Genomic DNA, 18,671 nt, shown 5'->3' with positions numbered 1-18,671 from the left:
AAAATTATAATGCATCAGCCACCAACTTCAGGGCAACAACATATTCCTTTACATAATCGCCGGCTTTGTCGGGGTAGTTGGTAATTTTTGAAAAAGCATCGCTTAACATCGCATGTGCTTTTTGTGCATCGCTGTTGTCATAAAAGACCTTTTTCCATTCATCGTTTTTATTGAATTTCTGTAAGCCAATGCCGCCGTTGTAGAACAGGATGGGGCAAAGGATCTTCCTGATGTTGAAGACAGGTATTCTGTTCCCTGAAATATTGGCAAAGTAAGCGGAGTAATAATAAAGCACCTGCTTAAGCCGGGTTTTAATAGCAGCGGGATCTTCGGCATGAAGCGGTTTTTCGCGCCATTTGTTTAAGGCAGGGTCGAACAGGTTGGGTACAGAATCGTTGGTCCTTAATTTTTGCATGAAGTACGTGACGTACATCGTATCCCTGTTCCTGGGAATAACATTTTCCAGTTGCAGGCTGTCGTGCCAGTAATGTTCAACACTGAACAGGGACCTGTTTTTTTCTACCAGGTATTTATATCGAAGGAGAAGTTCCCGTTTGTCGTTATATAACCAGTTACCTGTTATTTTATCAACATGCCCGTCATCGACCGTAACCACGCCGCCCGGTTGAAATTGAAAAACGGCAAGTTCTACATTATCGTATATGGGTTCCATAACCGAATCCCTGTAATCTTCGAATGCTGTTCTTCTTGTGCTGTTCATGATCTTCAGGGAGGCAGTTACTTTAACGGCCATCCAGTTGCCCATGAGGGAGTCTTTTGTGAAAGGCAGGCCGGTTTTTGCATTTTTTGATTCACAGGATGCAAGCATAGTGATCATCAGGAGGAAGAAATATACAAGCCTCATTGAGATTGGTTGTTTAGGGTTCGTACTAAAAGTAGTTAAAATGAGGGGAAGGGCAAAGGTGAATAAAACAAGGTGAGTGGTGAATGGTGAGTTGTGAGCGGGCCTCAAAAAAGTGTAAGGTTTCGAAAATTCGTGAGCCTCGCTATAGGTCAGAAATTTTAAAATTCGGGAACTCACTCACCACTCACTACTGCCCATTCACCAAAATGCCCCACCATAACAGTGAGGCATTTTTATACAGTAAAGTGAGTTTGTTAAATTAAACCAGCATGCGCAGTGGTTCTTCCAACAAGCCTTGCAGGGTTTGCAGGAACGCAGCGCCGGTTGCGCCGTCAACTACACGGTGGTCGCAGGTTAAGGTAACTTTCATGACGTTACCCACTACAATTTGACCATTCTTTACAACAGGAACCTGGTTAATGGCGCCTACAGCCAGGATACATGAATCGGGTGGGTTGATGATGGCGGTGAATTCTTCAATGCCAAACATCCCCAGGTTACTGATGGTGAAGGTGCTGCCTTCCCAATCGCTTGGCTGCAGTTTTTTATCTTTTGCTTTCTTCGCGAAGTCTTTTACTTCAGCTCCAATTTGCGATAATGATTTCAGATCAGCAAAGCGCACAACAGGCACCAGTAAGCCTTCTTCAACGGCAACGGCTACACCAATATTCACATGATGGTTAACCCGGATCTTATCTCCTAGCCAGCTACTGTTAACCTTCGGGTGTTGTTTCAGGGCAATGGCACAGGCTTTCAACACCATGTCATTGAACGAGATCTTAACCGGAGCAATTTCATTTATTTTGGCTCTGCTTTCTACCGCTTTATCCATGTTTATTTCCATGGTGAGGTAGAATTCAGGAGCGGTGAATTTGCTTTCAGATAAACGTTTGGCAATTACCTTACGCATTTGCGATACAGGAACTTCTTCAAAGCTTACCTCACCTGCAACAGCCGGAGCTTTGCCAGGTTGAGCAGTTGTTGAAGCAGCTTGTGCGCCACCGGCAGCAGGAACATAATTGTCAATATCTCTTTTTATAATACGTCCGCCATCGCCGGAACCGGCCACTTTGGAAATATCGATACCTTTTTCAGAAGCTAATTTTTTGGCCAGGGGAGAAGCGACTACGCGACCATTTCCGCCGGCTGCGGCTGGTGCAGCGGTTTCGGTTTGAGCGCTTCCCGCTTGTGCAGTTTGAGCAGCGGCCTGAGGCTGGCTTTGAGCAGCGCCTGCAGTGGTTGCGCCACCTTTGGCGGCAGCTACGATCTTTTCAACATCTACTTTCTTTTCGTCGCCGATGATGCACAACAGGGCATTCACGGGAACTTTATCACCTTTCTGCGCGCCTATATATAATAATTTACCTTCTTTATAGCTTTCCAGCTCCATGGTAGCCTTATCGGTTTCCACATCAGCCAGCAGATCGCCTTTTTTCACAGTGTCGCCCACTTTTTTATGCCAGCCGGCAATTACGCCTTCTGTCATGGTATCGCTTAAGCGGGGCATCAGGATCACTTCCTGCATATTGGCCAGGTCGAGTGATTCGCCGGCGGGTTTAGCCTCGGCTTTGGCGGGTTCAGGTGCTGCCGTTTTTGCTGCTGAAGGAGCGGCTTTTTGGCCACCGCCACCAATAAGGGAGCTGATGTCTTCACCGGCGTTACCAATAATGGCCAGCAGATCGTTTACCTGTAGTTTTCCCCCTTTTTCAGTACCAATGTGAAGCAGGGTGCCATCTTTATAACTTTCCAGTTCCATGGTGGCCTTGTCGGTTTCCACCTCTGCCAGTAAGTCGCCTTTCTTAACTTTGTCGCCTACCTTTTTATGCCAGGCCGCTATCACGCCTTCTGTCATGGTATCGCTCAGGCGGGGCATTAAGATCACTTCAGCCATAAATATTTCTTATTTGATATTTCTGATTTTTTCGATTTGAGTGGTCGAAATTACAGCAAAATGAGCAATTGGAAAAACTGGTTGCCAGTTACCAGTTACCGGTTGCCAGTTCCCGGTTCTTTGTTGAGGATGAATGAACTAGCGCTGGTGTTTTTGATTCCCCGGTAACCGGAGCCTGGTACCCGGTAACCGGCAACAAATTTCACAATTATAGGCCCTGCTATTTGAATTATTCAAAATAATTCGGTTTTTTATAACCTGAATTCGCAAAAACCTTTATGTCAATCAACGCCTTAATGTACCCCGCCACCCCGGAAAATATTCCGGTGACAGTTACAGCTCCCTCCGCGGCTTTTAAGAAAGAAGTATCCAAAGTAATGGGATCTATAGTCCTTTTTTTTATAGTTTATCTTATATTGATCTTCCTGTCGGTACTGTTGGCTATTGCCTGCGTTTATTTTGGTTTTGCCCTGATTGTGGCCATACCCCGTTTCATAACCATAATGCTGGGCATTGGCCTGGTAGGTTTGGGTGTAATGGTATTTATATTCCTGGTTAAGTTTATTTTTTCGGTGGCGCGGTACGACCGTTCGGGCATCGTTGAGATCAAAGAAAAAGACCATCCCAAATTGTTTGCTTTCATCAGGCTGTTAACCAAAGACACGCAAACGCCTTTTCCCAAGCGTATATACCTGTCGCCCGAGGTAAATGCCTGTGTTTTTTATGACTCCAGCTTTTTAAGCATGTTTTTTCCTGTAAAAAAGAACCTGCAGATTGGTTTAGGCCTCGTAAATGCTGTTAACCTGAGCGAATTCAAAGCCATTCTGGCGCATGAGTTTGGCCACTTTTCGCAGCGTAGCATGAAGCTGGGCAGCTTTGTATACAATGTAAACCGGGTAATTTACAATATGCTGTATGAAAATACCAGCTATTCCCGGTCATTGCAAAACTGGGCCAGCATCAGTGACTATTTCGCCATTTTCGTGCTGGTAGTTGTTCGTATAGTAACCGGCATACAATGGGTGTTGCAAAAAATGTACGGATTGCTGAATAAGAATTATATGAGCCTGTCGCGCGAGATGGAATTCCATGCCGATGCGGTAGCGGCCAGTGTTAGCGGTTCTGCCAATTGTGTTTCGGCTTTACGCCGCGTTGAACTGGCGAGTAGCAGTTACAATGCCGTTATACAGAAATGCGGCGAGTTGTTTAAAGAAAAACGGATCACCAGCAATTTGTATCCCAATCAACAAGCCTATACCAGGCGCCTGGCGCAAGACTTTAAATTATCCCTGCAGAACGATTTGCCTGTAGTGGATGAAGCCTTTTTAAAGACCCTGAATATGACCCGGGTAAATTTTAAAGATCAGTGGGCTTCGCACCCGGCGCTGGAAGAGCGGGAAGTACATTTAAACAACCTCAACGTACAAAGCGGCCGTAACGATGAAAGTGCCTGGATCTTGTTTGATAATACAGAACACTGGCAGCAGCAGTTAACAAAGAAAGTGTACGTTGCTGTTGAGTTGCCTAATGATGTACATGCGCTGGATGCACCGGATTTTGAAAAGCTGGTACAGCAGGATTATGAGTTATATTCATTACCACCGGAGTACAATAATTTTTACGATAAAAGACAGATCACCCAGTTGAACATAGAGGAACTATCGCAGCAACAGGGACCTGTGGAAGATGTTGCCAGTATATTTTCACCGGCCAATGCCGGGTTACAGGCGAAGATCAAAGCGGTTGAAACAGATATTCAGATCTTAAAAGCCATTGCAGAAAAGCAGGTGGATACAAAAACGTTTGATTTTGATGGTGAGAAGTATGAGCGTGACCAGGCTGCTACTATTTCTGACAGATTGCAGAAGGAGCTTGCTGCGTTAAAGCTTCAACTGGAAACGGCTGATAAGCAATCGTACCGCCTGGTTTACAACAAGGCTATGCAAAAGGATTATGCCAAAGCCATGGAACTGAGGACCGGATATATTGATTTTTTTAACCTGCGTAAAGAAATGGAAGATTATTTTCAACATACGCAAACTATGTTAGAAGGGCTTGCGCCGATATACGAAACTGGTGGGGCTTCGCTTGAACAGGTTCAGGAGATCATTCAACAGTTAAAAACACAGGAAACCACTTATAAAAAACATATCCGCCAATGGATCACTGCCGGGGCTTTTGACTATTCTCCTGTATTGAAAGAAAAAGTGCAAAAATTTCTCGATAGCCAGTATGTTTATTTTTCCCGCAATGAATTTTATAATAACGAGCTGAACGAATTGCACAACCTGGCCAATGAAAGCTGGAGCGCCATCAATGATTTTGTATTCAGGAAATTTAAAAGTTTACTGCAGGCGCAGTTGCCGTATTTGAATTAGACTGGTTACCAGTTACCGGTTACCAGGTGCCGGTACTTGAATTTCGATCGCTCTACAGATAATCAGGGACTCCGAGTTTGTTGCCCCGGTGACCGGGAACCGGTACCCGGAAACTGCTTTATTCAAACCCGAGCTTCAGTTTACTTCTCAATTCATTCACCAGTGGATATTGCTCTACAATTTTTAGATACTGTTCTTTTGTAGAGAGGGGCCGTTCAATTGGTTCCTGTATAACCGGGTTATCGGTAACGATAATGTTGAACAACAGCGTGCGGTTGTTGAAGCGTTGTTGTAAATACTCCGACAGGTCGCGGCGTTCACCTTCAATGAATTTCTGCTCCAGGTTATTATTGGTAACGATCTCAAAACTGCTTTCGCTTAAAATAACCAGCCGGGCCATGTCGAATGATTGGGAGGCCGGGTTTTTATTATCTCTTAATCTTTGAGTGAAGTTTACCCAGTGTTCCATTAGCTTTTCCATCGTTAGCGGAATGGCGGGATTGACGTTTCCTGCCTGTTTATTCGCAAACTTTTGCCTGATGGATTCAAGCGTGCCAAGCTTGGTAGTTTGTGGTTTGTGGTTTGTAGTTTGTGGTTGGGTTCCCGCAGATTGAACAGTTTGCATGCTTTGCATGTAGTTCTGCTCTTCTTCTTCCTGGCTAATATAATCGACCGTAGGTTCTTCTATGATAAGCCTGGCTTCGTTATTGGGTTGTTGATAGATCGACTCTTTTTTCTGACTTCCGGCTTCCGGCTTCCGACTTCCTGCCTCTGGCTTCTGACCTCCGGCTTCCGGCTGCTGATTTCCAGCTTCCGACTTCTTACTTCTGTCTTCCACCATCGCCAATTTGCGAAAAGCTACCGGCTGCGCATTATCAACTACTTTTTTTTTACCAATGCCATCGCCTGTGGCGGCCAGCTCAAGGGCCTGTTGCAGGTAGGTTAATTTAATTATGGCCAGTTCGGTATGCAGTCTTTTGTTACGGGCGCCTTTAAAGTTGATCTCTGCTTCGTTTAAAATATTCAGCGCGCTGATGAGATAGGCCACCGATGTTTTTTGCCCGGTAGCAATGTATTTGTCTTTAAAGCTTTCTACTACTTCCAGCAAACCGGCTACTTTTTCATCTTTACATACCAGCAGGTTGCGGATGAATTCTGAAAAACCATTCAACACCAGGTCGCCTTCAAAACCTTTGCGGTCTATATCATCGTACAATAACATAGCGCCGGCCAGGTCTTGCTGTTGCATGCAGTCTATCATTTTAAAATAATAATCTGCATCCAGAATGTTCAAATGTTCCAGCGTATTCTGGTAAGTAACCGTGCCGCTGGTAAAGCTTACTATTTTATCGAGAATGCTAAGCGCATCGCGCATACAGCCTTCGCTTTTGCGGGCAATTACCTGCAACGCCGGTTTTTCGGCCTTGATCTCTTCTTTTGTACAAATGTTCTGCAGGTGCTCTACCGTATCGTTGCTGGTGATGCGCTTGAAATCGAAGATCTGGCATCGACTGAGGATGGTAGGTAGAATTTTATGCTTTTCAGTTGTTGCTAATATAAATATGGCGTAGGAAGGAGGTTCTTCCAGTGTTTTCAAAAAGGCGTTGAAGGCCGAGGAACTAAGCATGTGCACCTCGTCAATGATATACACTTTATATTTTCCGGCCTGGGGGGCAAAGCGAACCTGCTCAACCAGGGAGCGGATATCATCAACCGAGTTGTTACTGGCCGCATCCAGCTCATGAATATTCAATGAAATACCATCGTTAAACGCTACGCATGATTGACACTCGTTACAGGCTTCCCCTTCAGCGGTAGGTTTTTCGCAATTGATGGTTTTAGCCAGAATACGGGCACAGGTTGTTTTACCCACCCCACGCGGACCGCAGAACAAAAAGGCATGCGCCAGTTGGCGGTTTTTGATCGCATTCTGGAGGGTAGTGGTAATATGGGCTTGTCCTACAACCGTATCAAAGGTTTGCGGACGATATTTTCGGGCTGAAACAATGAATTTATCCATGATATCCGGCAAATGTAAGAATCAATGTGATAATCCCGATATATCGGGACAAGTTGTAATAATTGAAAAAGGCAACGAGGCAACAAGGCATAAAGGCAGTGAATTACTGGTATTTGCTTGCAGCTTATGCCGCCTGGCGGGCAGGCATTGACCATTGACCCATTCACCCTTGACCACCCACCATTTCAAAACCCAATTGCTTGTTATTCAACAGCCGTAAACGGATTTGTAAAAAGAATATTTAAAAAAAACGACATAATGTTTGGATACTTAACGGTGTTAAGTATATTTGTGGCGTTAATTAAAAGATTATGGGCATAGCGGAAAGAAAAGAGAAACAAAAGCAGGACATAAAGAAGGCGATCCTCGACGCTTCCATGAAACTATTTATGGAACAAGGGTTTGAGAATGTTTCTATCCGCAAAATTGCCGACCTTATTGAGTATAGTCCTACCACCGTATACCTCTATTTTAAAGACAAGAACGAGATCCTGTATAACCTGCATGAAATAGGGTTTCAGAAGATGGCTGAATATACGGCCGACTTATGGACGATAAAGAACCCGCTGGTTCGGCTGCACAAAATGGGCGAGTACTACATTCAGTTCGGCCTCGAGAATCCCGCCTTTTATGACCTCATGTTCATATTACAGGCGCCCATGGAATGTTTACAGGCGATGGATGCCAATTGTGAATGGAAAAGCGGCGACCAGGCATTAGGCCGTTTAAAAGAAACCCTGCAGGAATGCATGGACAAGCACCTGATCATAAAGGGCGATATAGACGCCATGGCAATGACAATGTGGAGCATGGTGCATGGCATGGTATCCCTGGCCATCCGTAACCGCTTCGATAAGGTGGTTACCGGCGATCAGCAAGCGGTGACGCTGATGACTAAGGGGTTGACCTGGTACCTGAATGTGCTGGACGCTTCGGGCAATAAAACCTAGCGTTTTTTTTGCTTGTGCACTTAACACTGTTAATAATATTTACAATATAATATAAAACTGAGCGACTTATGAAAAGAAGTCTGACAGTCCCGATAGCTATCGGGCTTGCCGGGGCTCTCATTGCCTGTTCGGCCACTGCGCAAACAACCATAGACCATTATGTAAAGAAAGGGCTGGAATGTAACCTGGCCTTGCATCAGAAAACATTCGATCTGCAAAAAGCCGAGCTCGACCTGAAACGGGCGAAAGCATTATTTTATCCGCAAGCCAGTTTGAATTCGCAATACACTCTGGCTTCCGGCGGTCGTACCCAGGATCTGCCTGTTGGGGACATGCTGAACGGAGTTTATTCCACCCTCAACCAGTTAAGCGGCCAGAACAAATTTCCGCAGATAAGCAATCAAACCATTGCTTTTCTGCCAAACGACTTTCACGACACACGCGTAGAAGTTTCGCTCCCCCTGGTGAATACCGATATACGTTATAATAAGGCTATTAAACAGGAATTGATCCATACCCAAAAGGCCGACATTGATATTTACAAACGTGAGCTGGTAAAAAACATTAAAGAAGCTTATTACCAATACCTGCAGTCTGGTAAAGCTGTTGACATTTATAATAATGCGCTGGCGCTCGCCAGTGAAAATTTGCGGGTAAGCGAAAAGTTTATGCAAAATGCCATGGCTACCAAAGAAACGGTGTTACGCGCCAGGGCGCAGGTAAGCCAGGTGAAAGCTTCGTTGATTGCAGCCACCAATCAACAACAGAATGCAGCCGCGTATTTTAATTGCCTGCTCAACCAATCGCTCGACGCGGAGATCGTTAAAGACACCACCATTTTTGAAAATGTGAATACTGCTGTAATTACTTCTTTGGATGTACCGGTACGGCGCGAAGAGCTGACCAAATTGCAAAGTGCGCAAAAGGTAGTGGGCACCAGTATTAAAATGAACCGCTCGTACATAATACCCAAACTGAATGCATTTTATAACATCGGTTTTCAGGGTTTTGGTTTTCGTTTTAACGGCGATCAGTTTTACCAGTTAGGCGGGCTACAGTTCCGGTGGGATTTATTTAAAGCAAATGATAATAAATATAAGGTACGCCAGTCGCAATTGGAACTGGATGCGCTCAGCACGCAATACAAAGATGTAGAACAGCAACTGACGTTGCAGGTGCGCACTTCAACCAACAATTACCGGTCGGCTGTACAAACCTTGCAGGCGCTTGCCGATGAAGTGCTAAGCACCCGGGAAACCTACCGGTTTGCCGAGCGACGGTTTCGCGAAGGCCAGGCCCTGCAAATAGAACTGATCGATGCCCGCACGCAATTGACCAACGCCCAGCTAAATTATTCGCTGGCACAATTGGCTGTATTGACGCGCGCCGCCGAACTGGAACGGGTTACCGCATCCCATAATTTTTAAATTTCTGATTTTGAGATTGCGGGATTTTGAGATTTCTTTTGATTCGAACCTTGCGAAGAGCCGGCGAATCCCTAAATCCCTAAATCGCTAAATCTTTCTAAAGAGCACGTACCCTCACTTAATAAAAATCCTAGTTCATCAACATAAATATTATTTAAGATGAAACGTATATTCTTCCCCTTTACCTTTTTATTAATGGCAACAACCCTTGTGGTACTAACAGCCTGCAATGGCGGGCCGCAAGCAGCCACTGTAACAGATGACGCTATTGCCGTAAAAGTGCAACCCGTTACAACCACCCGGTATGCACCGGTATTAAAATATTCAGGAACCATGGCTTCTACAGCCGAAGCCCGGCTGTCGTTCAAGATAGGCGGCATTATTTCAAAAATATATGTAAAAGAAGGCGATCATGTAGTAAGAGGGCAGTTGCTGGCCACGCTCGATCTTACGGAGATCAATGCCCAGGTGCAGCAGGCTTCGCAGGGGGTTGAAAAAGTACAGCGCGATGTGAACAGGGTAAAGAACTTATATAACGATACCGTAGCCACGCTGGAACAGGTGCAGAACGCCACTACTCAATTGCAGGTGGCTGAAGAAAGCCTGCGCATTGCCCGCTTTAACCAGCAGTATGCCCAGATCCGCGCCACCGAAAGCGGCACCATTCTTAAAAAGCTGATGAATGAAGGGGAAATGGCTGGTGCAGGTTCGCCGGTGTTTTTTGTAAACGGAACGGCTGGTAATGATTGGGTGATACGCTTTGGGGTATCTGATAAAGACTGGGCCGTATTGAAAAAAGGCGATAAGGCTGCTGTTGAAATAGACGCATATCCTACCAGATCATTTACCGGCATTATCACTGAAATAGCCCAGGGGGCCGATGTGGCCAGTGGCACTTATGAGGTAGAAGTAAAAGTATTGCCTAATGGCGCCCGCTTTGCCGCCGGATTATTTTCTACTGTTCAACTACAACCGGCCGCAGAACAAACGGTTACCCTGGTGCCGGTGGAGGCCATTGCGGAGGCGAGTGATAAAATTGGTTATGTGTATACCGTGAATGCCGATGGAAAAACGGTTACCAAAAACAAAGTCACCATTGCTTTTCTTGAGAATAATAAAGCTGCTATTGTGAGTGGACTGGATAGTGCGCGGGAAGTGATAACAGAAGGGGTAGGGTACTTAACCGATAAGTCGGTGGTAAAGGTAGTTAAATAGTTTATGGTTTATTGTTTATGGTTTATTGTTTATGGTTTGTGGTTCTTTAGGTCGCATTTGCCGATATTATCAAGCAACCCTTATTCACAAGCCACGTAAGGCGTTCTTCATTTTCAAATTTTCAAATTCCCAAATCTTCAAATTCTCATCATATGAAGATCACTGACTTCTCAGTAAAAAATTATCAGTTCACACTCATTGTGTTTGTGATGCTGATCGCTATAGGCATTAATTCGCTGTTGAATATGCCCCGCGGTGAAGACCCTGATTTTCAGGCGCCGCAATTTAACGTCATTGTAGTGTATCCCGGTACCAGTCCGAAAGATATGGAAGAACTGGTGGTTGACCCCGTTGAAAAAAGAATGAACGAGCTTGATGATATCAAACGCATCGTAAGCCGTATCGATGATGGATTGGCGGTGATACGGGTAGAATTCAAATATGAAACCGATCCTGATAAAAAGTACCAGGATGTGGTTCGGGAAATGGATGCATTGAAAAATCAACTGCCGCAAGACATACTTGATATTGATATAATGAAATTCTCGCCTTCTGATGTAAACATCATGCAGATAGCGCTGCTTAGTGAAACTGCTCCGTATAAAGACCTGGAAGAATGGAGTAAAAAATTAAAAGAGCGGTTAGAGAAAATAAAATCACTAAAGAATGTAGATAACTGGGCTTTCCCGCAGCAGCAGGTACGCGTAGCCGTACAATTGGAAAAGCTGGCGCAGTATAATATTCCGCTTAACAGAGTAATGAGCGCTATACAAAGCGAAAATGTGAATATACCCGGCGGCAGTATTGAAATGGGGGAGAAGAAATTCAATATCAAAACCAGCGGCAATTATAAAAGCATCGATGAAATTAAAAATACCATTGTCAGCAATGTAAACGGGAAACTGGTGTACGTTAAAGACGTAGCTGATGTAAACTTTAATTATGAAGAGCAAACCTACCTTGCCCGGTTGAATGGGAACCGCGGTGTATTTGTAACTGCCAGCCGGAAAATGGGCACTAATATCTTTGATGTGGAGAAGCAACTGAAACCGGTGCTGGCGCAATTCAGGAATGAGCTGCCTAAGAACATAACCTTCGAACAGAGCTTTGATAATGCACACAGCGTTCGTACCCGCCTGAGTGGCTTTGCAGGTGATTTCGCCATTGCCATCTTCCTGGTGCTGTTAACCCTGTTGCCTCTGGGTTGGCGGGCATCCATTGTGGTAATGGTGTCCATTCCACTGTCGTTGGCCATAGGGCTTTTCCTGCTCGATCTATTTGGCATAACCATAAACCAGTTGAGTATTGTGGGTATGGTGGTAGCATTGGGATTGCTGGTAGATGACAGCATTGTTGTGGTAGAAAATATTGAACGCTATTTACGCATGGGCTATAGCCGGCGCGAAGCAGCTATGGCGGCCACCAAACAAATAGGCCTGGCGGTGATCGGTTGTACCATTACCCTGATCTTTGCCTTCCTGCCATTGATGTTTTTACCAGAAGGCGCAGGCGACTTTATTCGCAGCTTACCCGCAGCAGTAGTTACTACGGTATTGGCCTCGTTGTTTGTTTCACTCACTATTGTACCGTTTTTGTCGAGCCGTATTTTGAGCAACCATGAAAATCCCGAAGGCAATTTGTTTATGCGTGGCTTGAAAAAATTCATTGGCGGTTCGTATCGCAGGTTATTGCACACCGCCGTTGCGCGACCAATAACTACCTTGCTGGTAGCCTTGGGTATTTTTGTGGGTTCCCTGGCGTTGGTGCCGGTGGTAGGGTTCAGCGTATTCCCCGCCTCTGAAAAACCGATGTTCCTGATCAATATAGAAACCCCATTAGGCACCAGCTTGCCCGCAACCAACCAGGTGGCGCGGTATGTAGAGAAAGAGATTAACAATATTCCTGACCTGAAGAACTATGCAACCAATGTAGGGCGCGGCAACCCCCGCATTTATTATAATGTGATCCCGCAAAATGATGTAAGCAATTATGCCCAGTTGTTTGTGCAATTGAAAGAAACGCCGCCGGCTGAAAAAAGAAAGCTGATAGACCAATTGCGAACAAAGTTCAAAGATTATCCCAACGCTAAAATTGAAGTAAAAGATTTTGAACAGGGTCCGCCGGTAGAAGCGCCCATTGCCATCAGGCTGTTTAGTGAAGACCTGGACACGTTGCGTAATCTTTCATTCAGGGTGGAATCCTTGCTGAAGAAAACGCCCGGCACCATTTATGTGAACAATGAGCTCACGACGTTGAAAACCGATCTGCGGGTAAAAGTGAATAAAGAAAAAGCGGGCCTGCTGGGCGTACCGGTACATGAAATAGACCGCACCATCAGGATGGCGGTAGCCGGATTAAATATCGGCACCTTCAGAAAGGAAAATGGCGATGAGTTTAATATTACGGTTACCCTGCCGCGTGAAGAACGGCAAACTTATGAGGCTTTTAGCAAAGTATATGTGAGCAGCATGACCGGCGCTTCTATTCCGCTGAACCAGGTGGCCGACATTCGTTTTGAAACATCACCCGTTACCATAAAGCACTACGATAAAGACCGGTTCACTGTAACCACGGCCTTTGTACAAAGCGGGTATAACACCGGTAAAATAACAGAAGGGATATTGAAACAATTAGATACGATGCATTTCCCGGCCAACTCCCATTATGTTGCTGCAGGTGAAGTAGAAGCGAGCCAGGAAAGTTTTGGCGGGTTAGGCACCATTGTGTTAATAACTATCTTCGGCATTTTGGGAACCCTGATCCTTGAGTTCAAAACATTTCGTGGAACCCTCATCGTGCTTTCTGTAATACCACTGGGAATTATCGGCGCCGTGCTCATGTTATTAGCTACAGGAAATACGTTTTCTTTTGTTGCGGTAATTGGTTTAATTGCTTTGATTGGAATAGAAGTAAAAAACTCTATTTTGCTGGTTGATTATACCGATCAATTGCGTAAACAGGGAATGAGTCTTGATGATGCCATACAGGAAGCCGGCGAAACCAGATTTGTGCCCATCATTCTAACCACACTAACTGCAATTGGCGGATTGCTGCCACTCGTAATGGAAAATAATCCCCTGTATTCGCCACTGGCATTGGTGATCATCGGCGGATTGATCAGCTCTACTTTGTTAACAAGGATTGTTACTCCGGTGTTGTATAAGTTGTTAGCACCGAAAATAAATGATCAATAGTGAAATGAAGCGTTTTAGATTTAGCGAAGCGGGCTATAAGCTATAAGCTGCAAGCTGTAAGCAAAAACACCAAAAATAATTGCATTTGCTTATGGCTTATAGCTTACGGCTTTCAGCCTGAGACTTGAAAAACACATAGATACATTATAAAACAATGAACCACTATACCATGAACATTCATACCATCTTTGGCGCCGGAGGGGCAGTGGCCGACCAGTTGTTACCGGTTTTATTAAGCAATAATGAAAAGGTGCGATTGGTATCGCGCAACGCAAAACCGGTAGCGGGTGCTGAAGCTGTTTCGGCAGATGCAACCAATTACCGGCAAACCCTGGAGGCAATAAAAGGTTCTTCCGTTGTTTATTTGTTAATAGGCCTGCAATATGACATTCGCGTGTGGCGTGCGCAATGGCCGGTGATCATGACCAACGTGATGAATGCCTGTAAGGAAACAGGTGCAAAGCTTATTTTCTTTGATAACGTATACATGTACGGTAAAGTAAATGGCTGGATGACGGAAGAAACGCCTTTCAACCCCTGTAGTAAAAAAGGCGAGGTACGGGCAGCCATTGCCACTCAATTACTACAGGAAACAAAAGCGGGCAACCTGCAGGCATTAATTGCACGGAGTGCAGATTTTTACGGTCCCGTTGGTTTTAAAACCAGTATGCCGAATATACTCGTGATCAGTAACCTGGTAAAAGGAAAGAAAGCGCAATGGTTAGCCGATGCTGATCAACCGCATTCCCTTACATATGTACCGGATGCTGCAAAAGCATTGTACCTGTTGGCGAAAAAAGAAACCGCTTTTGATCAAACCTGGCATTTGCCTACTGCGCCAGATCTGTTAACCGGCAGGCAGTTTGTGCAACAAGCTGCTGCTGCCATGCAAAAACCAAATGGAATTTCAACGATCCCGGGTTGGATGCTGACGGTGGCCGGATTGTTTATCCGCACGCTGAAAGAATTAAAGGAAATGAATTACCAGAACGAATACCCATACCTGTTCAGTTCCAACAAATTCAATAAGGCGTTTGGTTTTACGCCTACGTCTTATTCAGAAGGGATCAAAGAAACAGTAGCATGGGCATTGAAAGTACAGCAATAGAAGTAGCCGATATTTTCACGAGAAAAATTCTTTTTTCCGGAGAAACTAACTCACCATGGGGTGTGCTTTAAATTCACGGGTGCGGTCGAACAAATAGCGGTAGGTGGTGAGCACGCGGCTGCGAAAGGTATCGCCCAGTCCGGCGGCAACGTTCAGCATTTTAGGGTTGAAGTCGCCGATCCATTGCATTTCATATTCTGTATAAGGCGTTTGCCATTGAATTACTTTCCCTGATTCAACGATCATAAAGGCATCTATACCCTTGCCCTGGAATTCGGGCACAATACCAAACACCAGGCCCGTACATTTTTTACAAGGCTTGGTCTTTTTGATCCACAGGAATTTCAGTTTGTGATACCAGTTGAACTGACCATCCAGGTATTTGAACCATTGGTTCAGGTCGGGCAGGTTAATGAACATGGCAATGGGTTCTTCTTTATAATAAGTAAACCAAATTATCCGTTCGTCCATCACCGGCCGCATTTTATTGAACATCAGCAGCACCTGGTCTTTCTTCAATTCCTTCAAACCACCATGCCCGGCCCAGGCCTTATTATATACATGCGCAAAATCGCCTGCGAATTTCGGAAGCTGTTTTTTATCGATGCGAATGCACTTGTAATCGGGATGCGCGTAATGGGCGTGGCGTTCGAACAATTTTTCGCTTAGTTTTTTCTTGGGGTCAACGCCAAAGCAGATCTGGTTAAAGAAAGGGCGGAAACCATAGTTTTCGAACAGCTCGCGATAAAACGGCGGGTTGTAGTTCATGCAATACAGGGGTTCCTGGAAGCCTTCCGTAACCAGTCCCCACCAGCGGTCGCGCTCACCGAAATTAATAGGGCCATCCATCGCTTCCACACCGCGTTGCATCAGCCAGTGTTTGGCCACATCAAAAAGCATATCGGCGGCCATCTGGCTGTTGATGCAGTCGAAAAAACCAATGCCGCCAACAGGAAATTCATCCCCCTTGTTCTTATATTTCTTATTTACGAATGCGGCAATACGACCCAGTAATTCACCTTTTTCATTATGCAATATCCAACGGGTACATTCACCATGCCTGAAGGATTTATTTTTGGCGGGATTGAAAACTTCTTCCACATCCTTATCGAGGGGACGGATGTAATTGGGGTTGGACCGGTTTAGTTCAACATTTGCGCTGATGAAATCTTTCGCTGCCCGGATTGTGGTGACTTCAGTTAATTGCATGTTCGGATATAAGGATATCGCATAAGTGCATATCAAAATACAAATAAAGCGAAAAAGCGGTAAATAGTTACCGGTTGCCGGTTGCCAGTTACCGGTGCTGGTTCAAAAATATCAGTTACAGGTTACATGTTACAAGTTGCAGGGTATCAATAGCAGAATGCTGAAATTTGTGCCGGGTGCCAGACTGCAACGGTTTTCCTGATAACCGGGACCCGGTAACTGGTAACTGTTCGGCAATTGGCCCCTCTGGCATCTTTCCAAAAATCTCCCGTCATTAATTCAAAATTACCCGTCGTTCACTTACCTTTGCAGCCGAAATTAAAAAGGCTGCGTTGAAACACTAATAAGTTGTTGAAAACAAAGCAGTTAATTAAAACGCTCACGCTAAATCAAACTATTATATGCCAAATGTTGGTAAGATCAAGCAGATCATCGGTGCTGTGGTAGACGTGCAGTTTGAAGGAAAACTCCCTGAAATTTATAATGCGCTTGAATTGAAGCGCCCAAATGGTGAAGTGTTAGTGCTTGAAGCACAACAACACCTGGGTGAAGACAGCGTTCGTTGTATCGCTATGGACGGTACCGAAGGCCTGGTGCGGGGAATGGAAGTATCAGATACCGGCGCTGCTATTGCCATGCCAACCGGGGAGGCAATTAAAGGTCGTTTGTTTAATGTAACCGGCGATCCTATCGATGGTTTGCCTGCTGTACCTAAAACGAATGGTCGCCCCATTCACAGCAAGCCACCGGCATTTGAGAACCTGAGCACTGCAACCGAAGTATTATTTACCGGTATTAAAGTAATTGACCTGATTGAGCCATATGCAAAAGGTGGTAAGATCGGTTTATTCGGTGGTGCGGGTGTAGGAAAAACAGTATTGATCCAGGAACTGATCAACAATATCGCCAAAGCTTACGCTGGTTTATCAGTGTTTGCAGGTGTGGGTGAAAGAACCCGTGAAGGAAATGATCTGATGCGTGAAATGATCGAAGCCGGCATTATGAAATACGGTAACGATTTTATTCACAGCATGGAAAAAGGCGGCTGGGACCTGAGCAAAGTGAACATGAAAGAGCTGTCTGATTCTAAAGCTACCTTTGTATTCGGACAGATGAACGAACCTCCGGGCGCCCGTGCCCGTGTGGCCCTGAGTGGTTTGACCATTGCCGAGTACTACCGTGATGGCGATGGAAAAGGCAAAGGCCGCGACATCCTGTTCTTCGTTGACAACATCTTCCGTTTCACCCAGGCCGGTTCTGAAGTATCGGCGCTGTTGGGACGTATGCCTTCTGCTGTGGGTTACCAACCTACGCTGGCTACCGAGATGGGGCTGATGCAAGAGCGTATCACTTCTACCAAAAACGGTTCAATCACTTCAGTACAGGCGGTTTACGTACCTGCGGATGACTTAACTGACCCCGCTCCGGCTACTACCTTCGCCCACCTGGATGCCACCACCGTATTAAGCCGTAAGATCGCTGACTTAGGTATTTATCCTGCGGTTGACCCGCTTGATTCTACCAGCCGTATTCTTTCGCCGCAGATCGTAGGTGACGCCCATTACAATTGCGCTAACCGCGTAAAACTGATCCTGCAACGTTATAAAGAATTACAAGATATCATCGCCATCCTAGGTATGGATGAGTTGAGTGAAGAAGATAAACAAACCGTATTCCGCGCCCGTAAAGTACAACGCTTCCTGTCACAACCTTTCCACGTGGCTGAGCAATTTACCGGTTTGAAAGGGGTACTGGTTCCCATCGAAGAAACTATCCGTGGCTTTAACATGATCATGGACGGTGAAGTAGATGAATACCCGGAAGCAGCGTTCAACCTGGTTGGTACTATTGATGATGCCATCGAAAAAGGTAAGAAGCTGTTGGCTCAGGCGCAGGGTTAATTTGAGAATTTGAAGATGTGCTAATTTGAAAATGGTTAGCACATGACTGTCAGACTTCATTTTCAAATTTTCAAATTCACAAATTTTCAAATTATGAATTTAGAGATTTTAACTCCGGAAAAAAAGCTGTTCAGCGGTGAAGTGTATGGTGTTCAACTGCCTGGTATAACCGGTTTGTTTGAAGTGCTTGATAAACACGCTCCGTTGGTAAGTGCGCTGAAATCCGGTCGGGTAAAAGTGTTAAAAGATAAAAGTAATCACCTGGCATATTATGAAATCCAAAGTGGTTTCGTAGAAGTGGTGGGTAACAAAACTACCGTACTGGTAGAAGGCGCTACCATTGTAGGATAGTCTGAGCAGAATACTTTCAGCTAGATTCAACTATATTTTCCCCCGATGAAATCGGGGGAATTTTTTTTGGAAGGGACCAGGACTCAATACATTTACCCCCTTCGCCTTCGGTCTCTGTCAGTTGGCAGATTGCCGGAGGGGTAGAGGGAGGTAAGACAAAAA

Annotated in this window: 12 protein-coding genes; 8 read left to right on the top strand and 4 right to left on the bottom strand. The window is 45.2% G+C overall.

Annotated elements, in window-relative coordinates:
• Nucleotides 1–4: 4 nt before the first annotated feature.
• Together FAM09_RS25415 and FAM09_RS25410 are read right to left on the bottom strand one after the other, a co-directional pair.
• Entirely contained in the window at nucleotides 5–865 is an 861-nt protein-coding gene (locus FAM09_RS25415) for a hypothetical protein (RefSeq protein ID WP_136579980.1), read from the bottom strand.
• A 259-nt stretch (nucleotides 866–1,124) separates the two neighbouring features.
• Nucleotides 1,125–2,756 carry a pyruvate dehydrogenase complex dihydrolipoamide acetyltransferase gene (locus tag FAM09_RS25410; RefSeq protein WP_136579979.1) on the bottom strand — a complete coding sequence of 544 codons (1,632 nt, stop codon included), beginning with the start codon at nucleotides 2,754–2,756 and terminating at the stop codon, nucleotides 1,125–1,127.
• A 278-nt stretch (nucleotides 2,757–3,034) separates the two neighbouring features.
• Here FAM09_RS25410 and FAM09_RS25405 point away from each other — a divergent pair, with 278 nt between their 5' ends.
• A complete protein-coding gene (locus FAM09_RS25405; protein WP_136579978.1) occupies nucleotides 3,035–5,134 on the top strand; it encodes a M48 family metallopeptidase in 2,100 nt (699 codons plus the stop codon).
• A 118-nt stretch (nucleotides 5,135–5,252) separates the two neighbouring features.
• Here the strand turns inward: FAM09_RS25405 and FAM09_RS25400 are convergent, their stop codons facing one another.
• The gene (locus FAM09_RS25400; protein WP_136579977.1) at nucleotides 5,253–7,154 is read right to left on the bottom strand and encodes a DNA polymerase III subunit gamma/tau; all 1,902 of its coding nucleotides are present in this window, start codon (nucleotides 7,152–7,154) and stop codon (nucleotides 5,253–5,255) included.
• A gap of 311 nt (nucleotides 7,155–7,465) precedes the next feature.
• Between FAM09_RS25400 and FAM09_RS25395 the strand changes: the two genes are divergently transcribed.
• The 5 genes from FAM09_RS25395 to FAM09_RS25375 all read left to right on the top strand — a co-directional run bounded on the left by FAM09_RS25395 (nucleotide 7,466) and on the right by FAM09_RS25375 (nucleotide 15,048).
• Nucleotides 7,466–8,104, top strand: a complete 639-nt coding sequence (locus tag FAM09_RS25395; RefSeq protein WP_136579976.1) for a TetR/AcrR family transcriptional regulator — start codon at nucleotides 7,466–7,468, stop codon at nucleotides 8,102–8,104.
• 68 nt (nucleotides 8,105–8,172) lie between these two features.
• Nucleotides 8,173–9,531, top strand: coding sequence for a TolC family protein (locus tag FAM09_RS25390; RefSeq protein ID WP_136579975.1), 1,359 nt, complete (start codon nucleotides 8,173–8,175; stop codon nucleotides 9,529–9,531).
• A 159-nt stretch (nucleotides 9,532–9,690) separates the two neighbouring features.
• A complete protein-coding gene (locus tag FAM09_RS25385) occupies nucleotides 9,691–10,746 on the top strand; it encodes an efflux RND transporter periplasmic adaptor subunit (RefSeq protein WP_136579974.1) in 1,056 nt (351 codons plus the stop codon).
• A 152-nt stretch (nucleotides 10,747–10,898) separates the two neighbouring features.
• Nucleotides 10,899–13,940, top strand: coding sequence for an efflux RND transporter permease subunit (locus FAM09_RS25380; RefSeq protein WP_136579973.1), 3,042 nt, complete (start codon nucleotides 10,899–10,901; stop codon nucleotides 13,938–13,940).
• Between the two features lie 154 nt (nucleotides 13,941–14,094).
• A complete protein-coding gene (locus FAM09_RS25375; RefSeq protein ID WP_208025656.1) occupies nucleotides 14,095–15,048 on the top strand; it encodes an NAD-dependent epimerase/dehydratase family protein in 954 nt (317 codons plus the stop codon).
• A gap of 45 nt (nucleotides 15,049–15,093) precedes the next feature.
• Here FAM09_RS25375 and FAM09_RS25370 read toward each other — a convergent pair whose 3' ends face one another.
• Nucleotides 15,094–16,257: a hypothetical protein gene (locus tag FAM09_RS25370; protein WP_136579972.1), complete on the bottom strand. Its 1,164-nt coding sequence runs from the start codon at nucleotides 16,255–16,257 to the stop codon at nucleotides 15,094–15,096.
• Nucleotides 16,258–16,658: 401 nt separating this feature from the next.
• Between FAM09_RS25370 and atpD the strand changes: the two genes are divergently transcribed.
• Complete coding sequence (gene atpD, locus FAM09_RS25365; protein WP_136579971.1) at nucleotides 16,659–18,158, top strand: F0F1 ATP synthase subunit beta; 1,500 nt, start codon at nucleotides 16,659–16,661, stop codon at nucleotides 18,156–18,158.
• 93 nt (nucleotides 18,159–18,251) lie between these two features.
• Entirely contained in the window at nucleotides 18,252–18,509 is a 258-nt protein-coding gene (atpC, locus tag FAM09_RS25360) for an ATP synthase F1 subunit epsilon (RefSeq protein WP_136579970.1), read from the top strand.
• Nucleotides 18,510–18,671 lie beyond the last annotated feature (162 nt).

The organism is Niastella caeni, assembly GCF_004834005.1.
Lineage (GTDB): Bacteria > Bacteroidota > Bacteroidia > Chitinophagales > Chitinophagaceae > Niastella > Niastella caeni.
The sequence above is the reverse complement of the archived record's forward strand: the minus strand, read 5'-3'. Positions and strand labels throughout refer to the sequence as shown.

Bases quoted from the DNA above. Each gene is read 5' to 3' on its own strand.
- FAM09_RS25415 (WP_136579980.1), bottom strand. From the start codon at position 865: ATGAGGCTTGTATATTTCTTCCTCCTGATGATCACTATGCTTGCATCC.
- FAM09_RS25385 (WP_136579974.1), top strand. From the start codon at position 9,691: ATGAAACGTATATTCTTCCCCTTTACCTTTTTATTAATGGCAACAACC.
- FAM09_RS25380 (WP_136579973.1), top strand. From the start codon at position 10,899: ATGAAGATCACTGACTTCTCAGTAAAAAATTATCAGTTCACACTCATT.
- FAM09_RS25375 (WP_208025656.1), top strand. From the start codon at position 14,095: ATGAACCACTATACCATGAACATTCATACCATCTTTGGCGCCGGAGGG.
- FAM09_RS25400 (WP_136579977.1), bottom strand. From the start codon at position 7,154: ATGGATAAATTCATTGTTTCAGCCCGAAAATATCGTCCGCAAACCTTT.
- FAM09_RS25390 (WP_136579975.1), top strand. From the start codon at position 8,173: ATGAAAAGAAGTCTGACAGTCCCGATAGCTATCGGGCTTGCCGGGGCT.
- FAM09_RS25395 (WP_136579976.1), top strand. From the start codon at position 7,466: ATGGGCATAGCGGAAAGAAAAGAGAAACAAAAGCAGGACATAAAGAAG.
- FAM09_RS25410 (WP_136579979.1), bottom strand. From the start codon at position 2,756: ATGGCTGAAGTGATCTTAATGCCCCGCCTGAGCGATACCATGACAGAA.
- atpD (WP_136579971.1), top strand. From the start codon at position 16,659: ATGCCAAATGTTGGTAAGATCAAGCAGATCATCGGTGCTGTGGTAGAC.
- atpC (WP_136579970.1), top strand. From the start codon at position 18,252: ATGAATTTAGAGATTTTAACTCCGGAAAAAAAGCTGTTCAGCGGTGAA.
- FAM09_RS25370 (WP_136579972.1), bottom strand. From the start codon at position 16,257: ATGCAATTAACTGAAGTCACCACAATCCGGGCAGCGAAAGATTTCATC.
- FAM09_RS25405 (WP_136579978.1), top strand. From the start codon at position 3,035: ATGTCAATCAACGCCTTAATGTACCCCGCCACCCCGGAAAATATTCCG.